The 17,941-nt window shown below is 62.0% G+C and carries 20 protein-coding genes; 11 read left to right on the top strand and 9 right to left on the bottom strand.

The features are described 5' to 3' along the window. Positions 1-75 precede the first annotated feature (75 nt). From LC298_RS06270 to recO, 6 genes are all read left to right on the top strand, one after another. Entirely contained in the window at positions 76-684 is a 609-nt protein-coding gene (locus LC298_RS06270) for a DUF2062 domain-containing protein (protein ID WP_131568052.1), read from the top strand. Next, the gene (gene acpS, locus LC298_RS06265; protein WP_131568054.1) at positions 681-1,079 is read left to right on the top strand and encodes a holo-ACP synthase; all 399 of its coding nucleotides are present in this window, start codon (positions 681-683) and stop codon (positions 1,077-1,079) included. Before LC298_RS06270 ends, acpS begins: the two co-directional genes overlap by 4 nt. Before the next feature lie 93 nt (positions 1,080-1,172). Further along, positions 1,173-1,925 (top strand): signal peptidase I, encoded by a 753-nt coding sequence (gene lepB / locus LC298_RS06260; protein ID WP_131568056.1) that lies wholly within the window; start codon positions 1,173-1,175, stop codon positions 1,923-1,925. Continuing rightward, complete coding sequence (gene rnc, locus LC298_RS06255; protein WP_131568058.1) at positions 1,922-2,638, top strand: ribonuclease III; 717 nt, start codon at positions 1,922-1,924, stop codon at positions 2,636-2,638. Before lepB ends, rnc begins: the two co-directional genes overlap by 4 nt. Then, positions 2,631-3,545, top strand: a complete 915-nt coding sequence (era, locus tag LC298_RS06250; protein ID WP_131568060.1) for a GTPase Era — start codon at positions 2,631-2,633, stop codon at positions 3,543-3,545. The genes rnc and era overlap by 8 nt, the downstream gene beginning before the upstream one ends. A 15-nt stretch (positions 3,546-3,560) precedes the next feature. Next, complete coding sequence (gene recO / locus LC298_RS06245) at positions 3,561-4,310, top strand: DNA repair protein RecO (protein WP_131568062.1); 750 nt, start codon at positions 3,561-3,563, stop codon at positions 4,308-4,310. 256 nt (positions 4,311-4,566) lie between these two features. Here the strand turns inward: recO and LC298_RS06240 are convergent, their stop codons facing one another. Continuing rightward, positions 4,567-5,418: a hypothetical protein gene (locus LC298_RS06240; protein ID WP_131568064.1), complete on the bottom strand. Its 852-nt coding sequence runs from the start codon at positions 5,416-5,418 to the stop codon at positions 4,567-4,569. Between the two features lie 216 nt (positions 5,419-5,634). Here LC298_RS06240 and LC298_RS06235 point away from each other — a divergent pair, with 216 nt between their 5' ends. The 4 genes from LC298_RS06235 (at position 5,635) to LC298_RS06220 (ending at position 7,718) form a co-directional block, all read left to right on the top strand. Next, complete coding sequence (locus LC298_RS06235; RefSeq protein WP_131568066.1) at positions 5,635-6,288, top strand: TetR/AcrR family transcriptional regulator; 654 nt, start codon at positions 5,635-5,637, stop codon at positions 6,286-6,288. Then, positions 6,285-6,764 carry a VOC family protein gene (locus LC298_RS06230; RefSeq protein WP_131568068.1) on the top strand — a complete coding sequence of 160 codons (480 nt, stop codon included), beginning with the start codon at positions 6,285-6,287 and terminating at the stop codon, positions 6,762-6,764. The genes LC298_RS06235 and LC298_RS06230 overlap by 4 nt, the downstream gene beginning before the upstream one ends. A gap of 67 nt (positions 6,765-6,831) precedes the next feature. Next, positions 6,832-7,245: an SRPBCC family protein gene (locus tag LC298_RS06225; RefSeq protein ID WP_223385566.1), complete on the top strand. Its 414-nt coding sequence runs from the start codon at positions 6,832-6,834 to the stop codon at positions 7,243-7,245. Between the two features lie 29 nt (positions 7,246-7,274). Continuing rightward, positions 7,275-7,718, top strand: a complete 444-nt coding sequence (locus tag LC298_RS06220; RefSeq protein WP_131568072.1) for an SRPBCC family protein — start codon at positions 7,275-7,277, stop codon at positions 7,716-7,718. Between the two features lie 75 nt (positions 7,719-7,793). Here LC298_RS06220 and LC298_RS06215 read toward each other — a convergent pair whose 3' ends face one another. The 6 genes from LC298_RS06215 to LC298_RS06190 form a co-directional block, all read right to left on the bottom strand. Then, positions 7,794-9,776 (bottom strand): PhoX family protein, encoded by a 1,983-nt coding sequence (locus tag LC298_RS06215; protein WP_131568075.1) that lies wholly within the window; start codon positions 9,774-9,776, stop codon positions 7,794-7,796. A 147-nt stretch (positions 9,777-9,923) separates the two neighbouring features. After that, positions 9,924-11,165 carry an MFS transporter gene (locus tag LC298_RS06210; RefSeq protein WP_131568077.1) on the bottom strand — a complete coding sequence of 414 codons (1,242 nt, stop codon included), beginning with the start codon at positions 11,163-11,165 and terminating at the stop codon, positions 9,924-9,926. A 113-nt stretch (positions 11,166-11,278) separates the two neighbouring features. Next, positions 11,279-12,502, bottom strand: a complete 1,224-nt coding sequence (locus LC298_RS06205; protein WP_131568079.1) for a TadE/TadG family type IV pilus assembly protein — start codon at positions 12,500-12,502, stop codon at positions 11,279-11,281. Positions 12,503-12,632: 130 nt separating this feature from the next. Further along, on the bottom strand, positions 12,633-13,361 hold the full coding sequence (gene arsH, locus LC298_RS06200) for an arsenical resistance protein ArsH (protein WP_131568081.1): 729 nt from the start codon (positions 13,359-13,361) through the stop codon (positions 12,633-12,635). Between the two features lie 5 nt (positions 13,362-13,366). Continuing rightward, on the bottom strand, positions 13,367-13,897 hold the full coding sequence (locus LC298_RS06195) for an arsenate reductase ArsC (RefSeq protein WP_131568083.1): 531 nt from the start codon (positions 13,895-13,897) through the stop codon (positions 13,367-13,369). A gap of 21 nt (positions 13,898-13,918) precedes the next feature. Beyond that, entirely contained in the window at positions 13,919-14,251 is a 333-nt protein-coding gene (locus tag LC298_RS06190; RefSeq protein WP_131568085.1) for an ArsR/SmtB family transcription factor, read from the bottom strand. A 158-nt stretch (positions 14,252-14,409) separates the two neighbouring features. Here LC298_RS06190 and LC298_RS06185 point away from each other — a divergent pair, with 158 nt between their 5' ends. Beyond that, entirely contained in the window at positions 14,410-14,778 is a 369-nt protein-coding gene (locus tag LC298_RS06185; protein WP_131568087.1) for a response regulator, read from the top strand. Here the strand turns inward: LC298_RS06185 and LC298_RS06180 are convergent. Both LC298_RS06180 and LC298_RS06175 read right to left on the bottom strand, forming a co-directional pair. Further along, positions 14,753-17,320 carry an HWE histidine kinase domain-containing protein gene (locus LC298_RS06180; RefSeq protein WP_131568090.1) on the bottom strand — a complete coding sequence of 856 codons (2,568 nt, stop codon included), beginning with the start codon at positions 17,318-17,320 and terminating at the stop codon, positions 14,753-14,755. The two genes, LC298_RS06185 and LC298_RS06180, sit on opposite strands and share 26 nt — an antisense overlap. After that, entirely contained in the window at positions 17,317-17,910 is a 594-nt protein-coding gene (locus LC298_RS06175; RefSeq protein WP_158284753.1) for a biliverdin-producing heme oxygenase, read from the bottom strand. The genes LC298_RS06180 and LC298_RS06175 overlap by 4 nt, the downstream gene beginning before the upstream one ends. Between the last annotated feature and the right edge of the window lie 31 nt (positions 17,911-17,941).

The following is a 17,941-nucleotide window of genomic DNA, read 5'->3' as shown; positions in this document are numbered from 1 at the left end:
TCATTATTTGTACCGAATACGGTCTGTCGGCTTGGCGGCGAAGACGCCTCATGGCGATGATTGGGTGAGCCCCGAATGATCTTTAAGCGCAGAAACAGGGAAAACTGGCGGGGACGGTTCCGCGTGTGGCTGATGCCCCGTCGCAACTACCTGCGCTCTTTCCGCTACTACTGGAAGCGTGTGCTGCGCCTCAAGGCGACCCCGCACGCGATCGCTGCCGGGGTGGCAGCGGGCGCATTCGCATCCTTCACGCCATTCATGGGCTTTCACTTCCTTCTCGCTTTCGTACTCGCCTGGCTGCTCGCCGGAAACATGCTGGCTGCCGCGCTCGGCACCGCGATCGGCAATCCTCTGACCTTCCCGGCGATCTGGGCCGCTACACTGGGCACCGGCACGGCGATTCTCGGCCTGGGTGAAGAAACCGCCGAGGTTGCGCCGGCCAAGCTGGGTTCGCTTTGGCAACATGGGGAGATCATGGCTCTCTGGGATCCGTTGCTCAAACCGATGGTGGTAGGCGGGGTCCCGTTGGGGCTTGCCGTCGCGGTCGTCCTTTACATCTTGACGCGGTTCACCGTGGCCGCCTTCCAGAACCGCCGCACACACCGGCTTGCGGCCAGCCAGTCCCAGCGCCGGCAGGCAGCTTCCGGCCAGTCGGTTACTGGCAAGCCGGAGCTCAATGCATGATCATTGGCTTGGGGAGCGACCTCATCGACATTCGTCGGGTGGAGAAGTCGCTGGAACGCTTTGGCGAGCGCTTCACGCATCGCGTTTTTACGGAGATCGAGCGGGTGAAGTCCGACCGCCGCAGGATGCGCGCGGCCTCTTACGCGAAGCGCTTTGCCGCCAAGGAGGCCTGTTCGAAGGCGCTCGGGACAGGAATGGCCCATGGCGTATTCTGGCGTGACATGGGCGTTGTGAACCTGCCGGGCGGCAAACCAACCATGAAGCTGACCGGCGGCGCCGCAGTTCGCCTTGCATCCATGATGCCCGCGGGCCACAAGCCGATGATCCATCTGACCATCACCGACGACATGCCGCTCGCCCAGGCATTCGTCATTATCGAGGCCGTGCCAGACTAGCAGTTCTGCCCTCGAAACAAGGGAATTGCGGCGCATACCGTGAACGGTTATGACCAGCCGCGATCGCGCGCCGGAAAAAGCGAAAGACAGGAAATGAGCAACGTGGCTGACAAGACCGAAACCAAACAGAATTCGTTTGTCGAATTGATCTCGGTCATCGTGCAGGCACTGCTGCTTGCGCTGGTCATCCGGACCCTCTTGTTCCAGCCCTTTTCGATCCCGAGCGGCTCGATGCGTCCGACCCTGCTCGAAGGCGACTATCTGTTCGTGTCGAAATTCGCATACGGCTATTCCAACGCCTCCATTCCCTTTTCCCCCGATCTGTTCTCGGGGCGCATCTGGTCGGATAACCCGGAGCGCGGGGATGTTGCAGTGTTCAAGCACCCGACCAGCAATGTCGATTACATCAAGCGCGTCATCGGCCTGCCGGGCGACCGCATCCAAGTGCGCGACGGGCAGCTTTTCATCAACGGCGATGCGGTGCCGCGTGAACTGGTGGGTGCGCTCGACGACGTCGACGTTACCGAACAGAACAGGCCCGTCGACGTTTACGAGGAAACGCTGCCGAACGGGGTCAAATACACGACCCTCGACCTGTCGCCGCAGACGAGCGGCGACAACACCCGCGAGTTCACCGTACCCGAGGGCCATTATTTCATGATGGGCGACAACCGCGACAACTCCAATGACAGCCGTTTCGGCGTCGGCTTCGTGCCGCTGGAGAATTTCGTCGGACGCGCCAACATCGTGTTCTTCTCGATCGCAGGCGGCGCCTCGCCGCTCGAGATCTGGCGCTGGCCGACCGAGTTGCGGCTCGACCGCTTCTTCAAGTCCGCGTCGAAATGACGAGAAGGGCCGTCAAGCCAAGCGTGGTGCCTGCGGCACTCCAGGAACTGGAAGAGAAAACCGGCCACCGGTTTCGCGATCCGAAGCGGCTCGACCGGGCGCTGACGCACTCCAGCGCCCGCAGCCGCGACGGCCGCAATTACGAACGTCTCGAATTCTTGGGCGATCGCGTTCTCGGACTGTGCATTGCCGAGCTCCTGTTCTCGCAGTTCCAGAACGCCGCCGAGGGCGAGTTGTCGGTTCGGCTGAACCAGCTCGTCAACGCAGACACGCTGGCCGAGGTGGCGGAGGAATTGTCGCTCCAGGATTTCATCCGGACGGGCTCCGACGTGCAGCGGCTGCGCAAGACCCATCGCAAGAACCTGCAGGCCGATGTGGTCGAGTCGCTGATCGCCGCGCTTTATCTCGACGGCGGACTGGAGGCGGTTCGCCCGTTCATCGAGCGCTACTGGAGCGAGCGTGCGGCGCATGCGGAGGCGGCGAGGCGGGACGCCAAGACGGAACTCCAGGAATGGGCGCACAGCGTGCACGGCGTGACGCCGGAATACTCGATCCTCTCGCGGACCGGTCCCGACCACGATCCGGTGTTTACGGTTTCGGTCACTGTCGGAGATCTCGATCCGGTGAAGGCGCAGGGCCGCTCGAAGCGTGCCGCCGAACAGGCGGCCGCAACCGGACTGCTCGCCCGTGAAGAGGTGCGCGGCGATGAGTGAGACGAGCGAGAGAAAGACACGCTCCGGCTTCGTTGCCATGATCGGCGCGCCGAATGCCGGCAAGTCGACGCTCGTCAACCGGCTTGTCGGTTCAAAGGTTTCCATCGTCACGCACAAGGTGCAGACGACACGCGCCCTCGTGCGCGGCATCGCGACGGTCGGCGACTCCCAGATCGTCTTCACCGACACCCCGGGCATCTTCGCGCCGAAACGCCGGCTCGACCGCGCCATGGTGACGACCGCATGGTCGGGCGCCCGGGACGCAGACATTGTCCTGGTGATGATCGATGCGCGGAAAGGGGTGCGCGAGGACGAGGAGCGGATGCTGGAAATGCTGCCGGCGATGCAGCCGGCGAAATACCTGATCCTCAACAAGATCGACACGGTGGAGCGCGCCAAGCTGCTGGAACTGGCGAAGTCGCTCAACGAGCGGGCCGAGTTCGCGGAGACCTTCATGATCTCCGCGCTCGACGGATCGGGATGCGACGATCTTCTGAACAAGCTGGCGGCGGCCGTTCCGGAAGGGCCGTGGTACTATCCGGAAGACCAGATTTCCGATCTTCCGATGCGCCAGCTCGCCGCCGAGATCACGCGCGAGAAACTCTATCTGCGCCTGCATCAGGAGTTGCCGTATTCGTCCACTGTCGAGACCGAGCAGTGGGAGGAGCGCAAGGACGGCTCCGTGCGCATTCAGCAGGTGATCTATGTCGAACGCGACAGCCAGAAGAAGATCGTCCTCGGCCACAAGGGCGAAACAATCAAGGCGATCGGCCAGGCCGCCCGCAAGGAGATCGGTGCGATCCTCGAGCAGAATGTCCATCTCTTCCTGTTCGTGAAGGTGCGCGAGAACTGGGGCGACGACCCCGAACGCTATCGCGAGATGGGGCTGGACTTTTCCGCCGGGTGACGCATTGTCCGCGCCATGGAATGGCACGATCACGGGATCATTATCGGGACCCGCAGGCACGGTGAGACGAGCCTGATCCTCGAAGTCATGACCGAGCGGCGCGGCCGCCATCTCGGCCTCGTGCGCGGCGGACGCTCGCGCAAGCTGCAACCGCTGCTGCAGCCGGGAAACGCGGTGGATCTGACATGGCGCGCCCGCCTGGAGGAGCACCTCGGCACCTACCAGGTCGAACCGGTTGCGCTGTCGGCGGCGCGGCTGATGGACCATTCATCCGGCGTCTACGGGATCCAGCTCCTCGGCAGCCATCTGCGGCTGCTTCCCGAACGGGACCGGCACAGCGAACTCTACCGGGCCATGGAGGTGGTCATCGAGCACCTCTGCGAGCCGCAGATCGCCGGACCGCTCATGGTGCGCTTCGAATTGCGGTTGCTGGAGGAACTGGGCTTCGGTCTCGATCTGTCGAGTTGCGCGGGAACAGGCGTGCGCAACGATCTGGTCTATGTGTCGCCGAAGACGGGCAGGGCGGTGAGCCGGCTGGCCGGCGAGCCGTGGAAGGACAAGCTGTTGGCCCTGCCGCCGTTCCTTGCCGGCCAGCCCTCCGTCACGCCCGATCGCGAGACCATGGAGGCCGGTTTTCGCCTGACCACCTATTTTCTCCATCGCCATGTCTATGATCCGCGAGGCGCGAAGGAGCCGGACGAACGAACAGGGTTCGTGTCCGCCGTCCTGCGCGCGATGGACGCCGGCGAGGAGACGGTCGCTTAGGCAGCGAGCCGACCGGCTGCGCGGTTCCGGTTTCCCTCCCCCTTGTGGGGAGGGATCGCCAAGCCTTGTGAGCGAGAGCGAGTTAGGCGCGGCTGGGTGGGGGTGCATCAGCGCCACCGATCGTTACCCCCAACCGGCTGCGGCATGCTCACTGCGTTCGCTGCCTCGCATCCCTCCCCACAAGGGGGAGGGAGGGCGCGAGGTATTTCTATTGCGCCCTTAAGCTCCTCCCCGGGGCTCGTCGGTGGCGGGGGCCTTAGGACGTGTCGGGAGCGGCGGTCTTTTCCCGCGCGTAGTGCGCCAGCCAGTTGCATTCGACGAGCACCTCGTCGATGTCGTGGACGTGGCGCTTGCGGTGGCCGGGCGGCCAGCCGGATCTGAGCGGATCGATGCGCCTCGGCCTGACCGGCCGGCCGTTATCCCGCGCGTGGTCGTGCCGCGCCTTCCAGCGGGCGAGTCGTCTGGCCTCGCCCGGAATGTCGTCGAGGGCGGCCTTCAGCGCCAGCAGCCGGCGGCACAGCTGCACGGCGCTGACCGGGTCGTCGGGGGTCGGCGCCGGGCGGACCGGGACGGGCTGCGGATCGCCGTCGAAGAAGTTGACGATGCGCGGCACGCCCCGCGGGCCACCGCGGGCAGGGGAAAAATCGAACCGCTTCAGCGGATCGAACAACTGGAAGGCCGGCATGGAGTCTTTCGCCCCGCCCTTAAGCGCCTCCGCTTCGCGTCGTTGCTGACGGGCCCCTGGGGGCGCAAAGGTGGCGAGGCCGAGATTGATCCGGTGATAGACGATGCGGGTGGCCTGCGCCTCCATCAATCTTCCCCGTTCCCTCGCAAGCCTTGCCTGGGCGATGATCTCCGCCTGGCTCACGGGCGGACCGGCCTCGGCCTCGCCCTTGCGGGGCTGAAACAGGACGTGCCTTGCGGCGGTGACGATCAGCCGGCGGACGGCTGATTCGGCGGGCCTGAGCACGAGCAGGATCTGGTCATGGACGCTGCGCGGCAGGGTCGCGACCGTCTTCATGCCGATCAGCCCGGCCAGCGCGAACAGCGCGGCGACGATGCGTTCGAGATCCGCGCGGTTTTGCGCGATCGCCCCTTCCCAGTCCATCGGTTCCTTTCCCGTCACAATCACGAAAAGGATAAACGAGGTCCGGGAGCTGTTGATAAAATTCGCGTGGAAAAATTCGAAACAGTAATAAAAACAGTGCGTTAGACGGGACCGGCGGAAATCGTATCAACATCCACTCCAGTTGATGCAAGGTATGAAATATCACTCTTGAATAAAAACCGACTGGTTGGTATGTATTTATGAAGGAGATTTGTAGTGGCCCGGAAAGAAAACCCATCCACCCGATCAAGCCTCATGGAAGCGGCGTTCGCTGTCATCCGCGCCAAGGGGTATTCGGCCACCACCGTGGATGACATTTGCGCCGAGGCCGGAGTGTCGAAAGGGGCCTTCTTTCACCACTTCACCAGCAAGGAAGCGCTGGCGGTCGCAGCCGCGCAGCACTGGTCGGACGTCACCGGTGAATTCTTCGCCGCGGCACCGTATCAGGAACTGGACGACCCGCTGGAGCGGGTGCTCGGCTACGTGTCATTCCGCAAGGAGATCGTTCAGGGCTCAGTCCCGGAGTTTACCTGTCTCGTCGGGACGATGACGCAGGAAGCCTATGGCACGAGCCCGGCCATTCAAGCGGCCTGCCGAGATAGTATTTTTGGCCATGCCGCGACGTTGATTGCCGATATCGAGGCCGCCATGGCCCGCCACGATGTCGACGCGGACTTTACGGCCGAAAGCCTTGCCCTGCATACGCAGGCGGTACTCCAGGGCGCGTTCATTCTCGCAAAGGCGAGCGGTGAAGCCAGCCGCGCCATAGAGAGCATCGAGCATCTGCACCGATACCTGACATTGCTGTTCACAGCGGACACGAAGAGCCGGCCGGAACAGTCAGTAGCCGACAGGAGGACCATGCAATGAAACCGATCACGCCAAATCTCTGGTTCGACGGCAATGCCGTGGAAGCTGCCGAATTTTATGCCAGTTTGTTTCCGGACAGCCGGATCGACCGGATCATGCATTCGCCCGCGGACAATCCGTCAGCCGCCAAGGGGGAAGTGCTGATCGTCGAATTCACGCTGATCGGGCAGAAATTCCTCGGCATCAATGGGGGACCGGCCTTCAAGTTCAACGAGGCCGTTTCCTTCGCGATCGACTGTAAGGATCAGAGCGAGGTCGATTTCTATTGGGAGGCATTGACCGCCGACGGTGGTCAGGCCAGCCAGTGCGGCTGGTGCAAGGACCGCTACGGCCTCTCGTGGCAGGTGGTGCCACGGCAATTGATTGAGCTTCTCTACGGGGCCGACAGCGACGCCGCAGAGCGGGGTGCCAAGGCAATGTTCGAGATGACCAAGATCGACATCGCCACGCTCGAAGCAGCGGCCGCCGCCGACTGAAGAGGAAATTGCACGACGAGCCATGTCGGCGGATCGCGGAGTGACCCAGCCACGGAAAGGATTGAAAGTGACCACGCAGAAGATTGCCGTTGAGACCAATGTCTCAGCCCCCGTCGACGCCGTCTGGCGTGCCTACACCGATCCTGAGGCCATCATGCATTGGAATGCGGCATCCGATGACTGGCACACCACCGCCGCGACCGTCGATCTGCGCGAAGGCGGCGCGTTCTCTTCGCGCATGGAAGCCAAGGACGGCTCGATGGGGTTCGATTTCGCAGGAACCTACACCAGGGTCATCGAACACGAGCTTATCGAATATACTTTCGGGGACCGCGCCGCAAAGGTCGAATTCCTGCCGGAGAAGGACAGGGTGCGCGTTCGCGTGACTTTCGATGCGGAAACCACTCATTCCGTCGAGCAGCAGCGCGACGGGTGGCAAGCCATTCTCGACAATTTCACCCGTTACGTCAAAGCAAGTTGACAGTCAGGCCAGCCGAAAGGAAAGCCGCCATGCCCAATACGGTCCGTCTGCATCGCGTATTCCCGACCAGGCCCGAGAAGGTTTACCGGGCATTTCTCGAACCCGACGCGCTGGCGCAGTGGCTTCCGCCGAACGGGTACGTCTGCACCGTGCATGAACTGGAGGCGAAGGTGGGGGGCAGCCACCGGGCGTCGTTCCGCAATTTCACCACGGGTAAGAGCCACTCCTTCGGCGGGGAATATCTCGAACTCGTTGCCGATGAACGCATCCGCTACACGGACAGGTTCGATGACCCCAATATGCCCGGGGAAATGACGGTCACGGTGACGCTGCAAGCGGTCTCGGTCGGCACCGAAGTGAACATCACCCAAGAGGGCGTTCCGGACGTCATTCCTCTCGAAGCCTGCTATCTCGGCTGGCAGGACTCCCTGCGCAATCTGGCAAGGCTCGTCGAACCCGAAATCAATCAATGAAGCATCCGGGCTGAGGCGAGACGAAAAAGCGCGGGCGTTGCCGCCCGCGCCAGCATTGGCGAATCTGGAACGACGTCAGCCGATCTTGCCGCCGCCCTGTTTGGTCACGGTTACGACCGAGGGTCGCACCGGCAGGGACTCATCGAAATCCGGCCAGCGTGTGGTCGGATTTTCGAAGGTCGACAATCCTTCGTCGCCCGGATGCTGTACGGCGAGGAAAGCCGTCTCCCCATCGGGGGTAAACAGCGGGCCGCACATTTCCGCGCCGATGGGAACGCGGAAGAACAGTTTGGACGTGCCGCGCGCCTCGCCCTCGGTATCGACCGCCCAGAGACCGTCCGTGCGTCCAGTCTTCTTGCCGCTGTTGCCGTCGGTCGCGACCCACAACCGTCCGTCGGCATCGACCGCGGCGTTGTCCGGCATGCCGAACCATCCGTTTTCGGTCGTTGCTGCGGAGAAGGTCGCTCCGACGTCGGCAATGCTGGGATCGCCGCATTTGAGCAGGATTTCCCAGGTCGACTTTGTTGCGGCGAAGTCGCCATCGGGCTCGATGATCTCGATGATGTGGCCGAACGCGTTGTTGGCGCGCGGGTTGGCCGGGTTTTCGTCGCCTTCCTTGCGCCGCGTATTGTTGGTCAGCATGGCGTAGACCTTGCCGGTCTGCGCATTCGGCTGGACGTCTTCCGGCCGGTCCATCTTGGTCGCGCCGAGCAGGTCGGCAGCGATCCGGGTTTCGATCAGAACATCGGCCTGGCTCTCGAAGCCGTTCTCCGCAGTGAGCGGACCTTCGCCATGCACGATGGGCATCCAGTCCACCGTCCCGTCCTCGTTGAATTTCGCGACATACAGCGTTCCCTCGTCGAGCAGATCCGCGTTGGATGGCATGTCGCCTTCGTTGAACGTGCCCGAGGTGACGAATTTGTAGATGTAGTCAAAACGCTCGTCGTCGCCGCAGTAGAACACCACGCGCCCGTCGCCATTGACCACGCTTTCCGCGCCCTCGTGCTTGCAGCGGCCAAGCGCGGTGCGCTTCTTCGGGATCGAGTTCGGATCGGACGGATCGACCTCGACGATCCAGCCGAACCGGTTGGCTTCATTGGGGTCCTTCGAGACGTCGAACCGGTCGTGGTACTTACCCCAATTGTACCAGCCGGACGGCACGCCGTAGCGTTCGTGATTCTTCGCTTCGCGGTGACCTTCGGGAAGCGTGCCGAGGAAATAGCCGTGGAAGTTCTCCTCGGCCATGAGATAGGTGCCCCACGGCGTCACCCCGCCGGCACAGTTGTTGAACGTACCGAACACCTTGGTTCCGTCCGGATCGGCGTTGGTCTTGACTCGTTCGTGCCCCGCGACGGGGCCGGAAAGCGTCATTTCCGTGTTCGCCGATATCCGCCGGTTCATCGCGCCGTCGAGAACCGGCTCCCACTTCCCGTCGACCTTCCTGATCTCGATCACGGTACCGCCATGGGCCGCCATCTCGATGTTCACCATGTCCTCGGTGATTTCGCCGATGATGACCTTGTCCTTGCCTTCGTCATCCTTGCCGATGGTGGCGAGGCCCGGGAACATCAACTCGGCGTTGGTGTATTCGTGGTTGTTGAACAGAAGGCCGTGTTCGTTGGAGCCCTCGATCGGCACAAAACCGATATAGTCGCAATTGTAGCCGAACTGGCGCTCCTGCGCTTCCGGCGTCTGGTTCATCGGGTTGAAGTCCGGCGAATCCGCGAACACCTTGTCGCCCCAGCGAATGAGAACGTTGGCGTCATAGCCTTCGGCGACGTGGTGGGTCTCGTCAACGCCGGCCTCGATTTCGGTGAAGTCAAACGCGGACGTGCCTGCTTTCGCCTCGCTGGCGGCGAGCAGCGCGAGCGGGCTGACGGTCGCCCCGATCGCCGTTACCGCAAGCGAACCGCCGAGAAAATTGCGCCTGGAATAGCGGCGGTTGATGATGTCGCCCATCGTCGGATTTTCCGACCGGTTGCGGCCTACATCCTCCGACTCTTCGCGGAGATCGGTCAGCGTCTTGATTACGGTGTCGTGCTTGACGTGCTCGTTCATTGCTTCCTCCCTGAAATCTGAAGTCGTCGCTCCAGGACACCATCAATATCACAAACAGATGAGAACGCGGCCCATGAAAAATGACGGATTACGCGAGGGAAGCGGTGCATGGGCCGCTCCACGCGAATTTGGCGCGGTGGGGGAGACCTATCCGGCCGGGGCGAGAACCGTCCGGTCGACCGGTTTTTCCCGAATGGGCCAGTGGACGGCTGCGGCGAAAAGCCCAAGCGCGACACCGAGCCACCAGACCGGATCGTAGGTTCCGAAGATGTCGTAGAGATAGCCGCCCATCCAGACGCCGAGGAACGAGCCGATCTGGTGCGAGAAGAAGACGATGCCGCCCAGCATTCCGAGATAGCGGGTGCCGAACATGATGGCGACCAGCGCGTTTGTCGGGGGAACGGTCGAAAGCCAGAGCAGGCCCATGACGGCCGAGAACACGACGACCGACGTCGGCGTCTGGGGCAGCAGCAGGAAGGCGGTGACGGCGATGGAGCGACCGATATAGATCAGCGCCAGAAAGATCGGCTTGGAGTATTTCTGGCCGATGAATCCCGAGGCGAGCGAACCGATGATGTTGAAGAACCCGATCAGCGCGATGCCGATGACGGCGTAGCGCGCGTCTATTCCCAGGTCGCCGATATAGGCGGGAAAGTGCGCCGTGATGAATGCCACCTGGAAGCCGCAGACGAAGAAGCCGGCGGTCAGCAGGAGATAGCTGTGATGGCCGAAGGCTTCCCGCAGTGCCGCGCCGATCGACTGGTCGATATCGGTCTGCTTTTGCGTGCCGGAATCCGAGTTTCCGCGCAGCGGGATCGCGAGAACCGGAATGATCAGCATCATGGCAGACATGATCAGCAGCGCATCCGACCAGCCGAACTGACTGATCACGGCCTGGCTGAACGGCGCAAATAGGAACATGCCCGCCGAACCGGCGGCAGTGCCCATGCCGAAGGCGAGCGAGCGCTGTTCGGCGGTCACGTTGCGGGCGAAGGCGGCGAGGATGATCCCGAACGAACCGGCGGCGACGCCGAGCCCGACGAGCAGCCCGCCGCCGACATGCAGGAACCATACGCTTTCCGGCGAGGACATCATCGCCAGCCCGGCGGCATAGAGCAGCGCCGACAGCATCAGCACGCGCCACGAGCCCCATTTGTCCGCGAGCGCGCCGAAGAACGGTTGTCCGACGCCCCACATCAAGTTCTGGATGGCGAGCGCGAGGCCGAAGTCCGACCTGCTCCAGCCGGTTTCGGCGAGCATCGGAAGCTGGAAGAACCCCATCGCCGAGCGCGGACCGAAGGTCAGCGCCGCGATCAGGCAGCCGCTGGCGATGATGAGCCAGGGAAAGGACGGTTCGCGCGCGGCGGTGGCGGACGATGACGCGGACATGGCGGTTCCTCTCAAGAGAGCCGAGGAATAGCCGAAGCCGCCTGACCCGCCAAGTCGATTCCGTTGAGCCTTCGGATCAGTTTTTCGCGAAGATGTTCAAGCCGCATACTGCCTCATTGGATGAGGATCGGCGCCCCCGCTTCGAAGAAACCTCTTGGTACGGGAACCTTGGTGGCGGACGGGTCGATGCCTATGGTCAACTGGCTGCCGCCAGTGAATTCGATCATGTCCGCCACGTAGGCTGTGAAGGGCGAGGGCGTCGTCACCGTGCCGCCGCCGGAGATCAGGAGGGTCTGCTCCGGAAAATACATTGCACCCTCGTAATAGGTGTCGCCGCCACCCGAAACGGTGCTTTTGTCCTGCTTGACAGCGTTGGGGTCCAGATAAACGACGAAGCCAGCGAGGCTACCGGTGGTCATGGCCGAAAGCTGGTACTTGCCGCCCCCGCTGAACACCACGCCGGCGTCGATGCCGGTCAGGAAGAAAGTCACGCCATCACCCCTGATCGTCGCCCCTCCGGTCGATTCAAGAATACCGTCCTTGATGACATACAATCCGGGCTTGAGATCGAACGTGGCATTGGAGATGCGCATTCCCCCGCAGTAAACGCCAGGGTAAAGCGTCATGTTGGCGTTTGCAGTGAAATTGTAATAGTCGCAGGTTCCGACCGCTGGCTTGGCGATCGCCGCGAAAGGATCATCGATCTGCTCGCAGGCGGCGGGCGGTCGTGGAGTAATGCTTGTCAGCCCTTGTTTGACGCCCCCCACGATACAGTTTTCCGTACTGGTGAGAGTCGATCCTCCCGACAGCGTGACCGCTTCGACATTGGCGGAATTGACGTGAACGCGGCAACCGTTTCCCGTGACATGGCTTTTCCCGCTCTCAAGGAAGCTCCGCTTGGCTGTCTTGTTCAACGAGACGATGCAAAGTGGATCACCGGTCGTCCCAAGCCTTGCCGCCGACGTGACGCGAATATCCAGCCATTCCCGTTTTAAGACGCCGTCCAGAATGGCCCGGTAGCGGCAGGTGAAGTCCCCGTATACAGTATCCCCCTCGATGCGGATGTCGTAGGATTTCTGTGAGCAGTATTGGTCCGTATTGGCGACGAAGTAGCTTTCAGCGATCGCAACGCGCTCCGCAACCGTGAGACCGGGCATGGCGGCGGCGGCCAGCACACCCGAATCGAGCGACTGCTGGTACTCCGATTTGCGGTTATTCATATCAGATACGTTTAGCGCCATCGCTCCGCTGAGCAGAAGCATCGGCAGAAGAATGGCGCCTATCGCGGCGAAGTTTCCGCGGCGATCGGCAAAAAATTCTGCGACCCTGTTATTCAAATCGAACTCCCGCCCAACAGCACATCAGTCGGGAGACGGTAAAGCGAAAAAGTTACGATTGAGGTCGGGAAATCGCAGGTAATTAGATGAAAATTTTAAGGAGTTTGGGCGGCAAGAGGCGCGCCCGCTGTCAGATGTTTCCTGTGGTGACGCGCTTGTGGACGTCCTCGACGGTTTCCAGCCGCTCGGAATAACGGTCCGTCAGGTAGGCGGCCTTGTCGCGGGTCAGGAGCGTGAACTTCATCAGCTCCTCCATCACGTCGACGATCCGGTTGTAGAAAGCCGACGGTTTCATGCGATCGTCATCGTCGAACTCGGACCAGGCCTTGGCGACCGACGACTGGTTCGGGATCGTGATCATCCGCATCCAGCGTCCCAGAATGCGCATCTGGTTGACCGCATTGAAACTCTGCGAGCCGCCGCAGACCTGCATCAGCGCCAGAGTGCGCCCCTGCGTCAGACGAATGCCGCCGATCGGCGACAATGGCAGCCAGTCGATCTGCGCCTTCATTGTGCCGGACATCGCGCCATGGCGCTCAGGCGAACACCAGACATGGGCCTCCGACCATAGCGACAGCTCGCGCAACTCCCGGATCTTCGGATGATCGGCATTCACGGAGTCGGGCAGGGGAAGGCCGGCGGGATCGAAAATTCTGACTTCCGCACCCAGCTTGTCGAGTATTCGAGCGGCTTCCTCCGTCGCGAAGCGGCTGAAGGACCGCTCGCGCAGCGACCCGTAGAGCATCAGCACGCGCGGCTTGTGCTGCGCAGGCGCGGAGTTGAACAGCGCCGCAAAGTCCGGCTGCACGAGGAGGCCGTCCGCGACATTGGGCAGCGACTTGTCGTCTTCCCAACCCATGACCTTCAGCCCGCGCCGGAAGCGGCGAGATCGGTCGCGCCGCTCATCGCGCCGATCGTGTTGAGCGCGGCTTTGAGGTCCTGCGGCTGCATTTCCTCGAACGGCAGGCTCGCCAGCGCCAGGATCCGGGCTTCCAGCAAGCGGTAGGTCTCGGCAAATGCCGCCCGGCGCTCGTCGGAGGTTTCGCCGCGGCCGGCGGGGTCGGGGATGCCCCAATGGGCCTGCACCGGAGCACCGGGCCAGAATGGGCAGCTCTCGCCCGCTGCGTTGTCGCAAACCGTGATGACGATATCCATCTTCGGCGCGTCCGGCCCGGCGAACTCGTCCCACGACTTCGAGCGGAGTCCGCCGACGTCGTGGCCGAGCGACTTGAGCAGTGCGATGCCGTCAGGATTGGGCGTCCCGCGCGGCGTGGACCCGGCCGAAAAGGCCTTGACGCGGTCGCCGCAAAGCTTCGTCAGGATCGCCTCGCCGAGAATCGAGCGGGCCGAATTGGCGGTGCACAAGATGAGAATGTTGAAGGGCTGGTCGGACAAGAGAGGCTCCGTGGCGGCGCCTCAGCAGGCGCAGGCGATTTCGTCGAGAACGGGTGCGCACACCTCGGGATTGCCGCCGCAGCAATCCTCCATCAGGTAGGCCAGCAACGCGCGCATTCCGTCGAATTCGGCGAAATAGCGTATCTCGCGGCCGTTGCGCTCGTTTCGAACCAGACCGGCGCGGGCCAGAACGGCGAGATTCGACGACATGGTGTTTTGCCGCACGCCGAGCGTTGATGCGATCTCTCCGGCCACCATTCCGTCATTGCCGCACCGGACGAGCAGGCGAAAAACCTCCAGCCGCGTTTCCTGGGCCAGCGCATGAAGCGCCTCTACAGCAGATGATTTATCCATAATTCGAGATTTATCGATATATTGGGTCACCTGTCAACAGCGTCCGGACTCCACCGACCGAAAACCGTTCCTTTACCATAACTGCACGTTCATGTGCGGAAACCGCCTGTTTCGTATCGGCACAGGCAACCATTCCACCGACCTCCCGTTGAGGGGCCATGACGCAACGTGATGACCATAACGAAATACTTCTCGTCGAGGACGATGCCTTCATCGCGCTCGATGCGGAGATGTCGCTCGAAGATGCGGGCTACCGCATCGTCGCCGCCAGAAGCGTCTCGGCGGCACTGGAGTTGTTGAGAACGCGGATGTTCTTGGCGGCGATCCTGGATTTCGATCTCGGGGACGAAACAAGCAAGCCGATCGCCGACAAGCTCGCGGGCAAGAATATTCCGTTCGCCCTCGTGTCCGGCCATGACCAGTCGGCATTGCGCAGCGAGGGGTTCGACAACTCGCTCATATTCGCCAAGCCTTCGAATTATGTGGCCGTGGCCGAACGGCTTACGGGACGACGGCTCGCGGCATGACGGCCGCGTAAGCCGCCCTGATTCCGTCCCCGTCATAGGGTTTGGAAAGTATCGGGACGGTGTCCAGACCATCGGGCAGGGCGCTTTTTTCCCCGTAACCCGACGCGAATACGAACGGCGTGCCCCGCGACAGGAGTTCCTCCGCCACCGGAGTGCTTGTCTCCGAACCGAGGTTGATATCAAGCAAGGCGAAGTTGCAGGGATTTTTCTCGAGATGTTCGAGCGCGCGATCGACGCCGGGGCAAACCGTGACGTTCTGGGCTCCCAGCCGCTTCAGCGCGTCCTCCGCGTCCATTGCGATCAGCAGATTGTCCTCCACCACCATCACCTCGGCCGGGAACGGAACCTCTGCGATCTTCTCTGTCGACAAGACCACCGACGCGGGAACTTCGCTTGGCGCATCACGGACATGGCTGGCGGGAATGCAGAATTCGGCGCGTACTCCCGATAGGCGATAATCGATGCTGGCCGTACCGCGTAATTCGAACGGAATCGAGTGCTCAATGATGGTGGTGCCGAAGCCGCGCCGCGTCGGCGCCTTCACGGGAGGTCCGCCTTTTTCAACCCAGTCGATAAACAGAGAGCCGTCGTTTCCACGCCTCAAAGATACCTTCACTTGCCCCCGGTTATCGGATAGCGCTCCATATTTCGCTGAGTTGGTGATCAATTCGTGTACGACGAGAGCGACGTTGGAGAACGCGACCGGCACCAGAAAAACATCCTCACCGTCGATTCGCACGCGATCCTGCTTGCCGACCAGATAGCTTTCCGCCTCCGTACGGATCAGACCTTTCAGAGAGGCGGGCGACCAGTTGTCTTTCGTTATCTGATCGTGGGCGCGGGCGAGGGCCTGGACCCTGCTGTCGAGAACGCGGACGAATTCCTCGGTCGACATCCCGCCGCCGTTTGTCTGGGAGATGAGGCTGCGCACCAGCCCAAGGAGATTTCTGACCCGGTGGTTCAATTCCGCGATCAAGAGTTCCTGTTTTTCGTTTGCGCGCTTGCGCTCTGACGATGCCTCGTCCGTCAAACGCAGAACAACCTCGAGCAGGGTGATCCGGAGTTGGTCCGCTGCGCGAATTTGCGCGGGGGTCCAGTCCTCGCTTTGTCCGTTGACGATGGCCGCCCACGTCTCGAAACTCTTGCGTGGCGTGAGCCGTGCGCCGTTGGGGCCGACCGTGACCGGCTTGGCCGGATTTCCAGCCCACTTCACGGACTTGGAGACTTCCCTGCGGCACAGCATCAGGTAATCGCGCGGTGTCTTCGAGATCGGGATCGCAAGCAAGCCGGCTACCCGCTCGGCGTAGTCCGCAGCCTCCGGAACGATGGTCGACAACTGGTTGGTGGCAACGATCATTCCGGCCGGCCTGGCGTTGAGCGCGCGCGCGATGAGTCCCAGTTCGTCGGGGCTGGCCGTCATTCCCTCGATATCGGCGGCGCCATCACGGACGATCGCCATTCCGTCCGCCTCCATCATGTCGATGATGGCTTCCGCCTGCGCGAGCATCAGGTCCTTGATCTTCACGTCGGCCGAGGCTGAACGGGAGATGGCGTTGGTGATGTCGCGCACCCGATTATCAAGCGAGTGACTGAGATTCGATAGCTTCGCCTGCAGGATCAGCGACAGCATCTGACCAAACAGGAGGGCGGCGTTGCGCTTGGCCTGCGTCAGCGCGCGCGGGGTGTCGTGGTGGCACGCGATCAGTCCCCAGAGCTTGCCCTCCACGATGATCGAAACCGACATCGACGCCCGAACGCCCATGTTGCGGAGATACTCGATGTGGATCGGCGACACACTGCGAAGAACGGACCCGGAGAGGTCGATCGTGTCCGCGACAGATGCGGGCGCAGGCTCGATCGCAAAGCCGTCGTCATGGGAATCCGCGATGATACGGATCGGATTCTTGACGTACAGCGCGCGGGCCTGCTTCGGGATGTCCGAAGCGGGATAGCGAAGGCCGAGGAACGGTTCCATGCCGGCCGACTTGGCTTCCGCGACGACTTCACCGCTGTCGTCCGGCAGGAACCGATACCCCATGACGCGGTCGAAACCGGTCAGCGCGCGGACGAAGCGCACCGCGAAGTCGAGCATCTTTTCGGGTGTATCCGCGCGGTTCAGCCGCTCTGCGGCAACCTGTACGCCGGTGATCTCGTCGATGACGGCCAGGGCGCCGTCATGCGGTTCGCTCTCGACAACGATGGTCTCTCCCGAAACATGAATGGAGAGGTCGAAGAGGCGGTCATTGCCGCGAAACGAAACGCCGCCGATCAGTTCCTGACCACTTCGCGAACCAAGGTTCTGAAGCTTGTTGCGGATCGCGTGAATCGTATCGTCCGGGAACATCTCTCTCGCCGGCATGCCGATCAGTTCGCGCGCGTCGGCATTGATGAATTCGCTGATGTTCGTGGACGCGTGGGAGACAATCCAATCGGATGTGACACCGATGAGGAAGCCAAACGACTGAACGCGGCCAAGCGCGTGGATGGGCTCGCGGTCGCAGTTTGTCAGATCCACCCGATCGCGAGATGGTAGTTCGGTCATTGGTTCTCCGTGGACGTTCGTTCCGCGGCTTCAAGATAGGCCGAAAAAATCGAGCGCGCGCTCTCGCGCATCCGCAATCGATCGTCTTCCGTCCATGGTTCAGCGTCGAGCCACGCGACGAAGCTCGGCCAAAGCTTTTGTTCCCGGCCATGGGAAAGAAACGCCACCGGCATCTCCTGTGTGTTACGCAAGACCTGCTTCAAGAGAAAACCCGAGCCGATTCTAGATCCTTCAAGGACATACATTATCCCGGCGACGCTCGGGGCCGCATCATCAAAAGACATATTCATCGGCGTCGGGACTTCGCAATTTAGTGCCCGCAAATCCTCGCGAAGATGGCTGGAACGCCACCTGCTATCCATATGCGGAATGCTGCGGACGTGGAGGCTCCGCGCCAGCTTTTCCTCCAGCGGCGGCAGGATTCGCGCATGCGCCAGCAGCATGTTGCGGTATCCATCGCGAGTGCTGTCGCCGCTCATCGAAAATCGGGCATCGACCCGTTCGTGCAAGTCCCGCGTCGTCGCCTTCAGCAAGGTGCGTGCTGATGAGCCGCGGATCGACGCCTCGACCGCGGACGAGAACGAAGTCATAGAATGTTCCGGATGCATGGGCGCAAATTTA

Source organism: Oricola cellulosilytica, assembly GCF_019966575.1.
Lineage (GTDB): Bacteria > Pseudomonadota > Alphaproteobacteria > Rhizobiales > Rhizobiaceae > Oricola > Oricola cellulosilytica.
The sequence above is the reverse complement of the archived record's forward strand: the minus strand, read 5'-3'. Positions and strand labels throughout refer to the sequence as shown.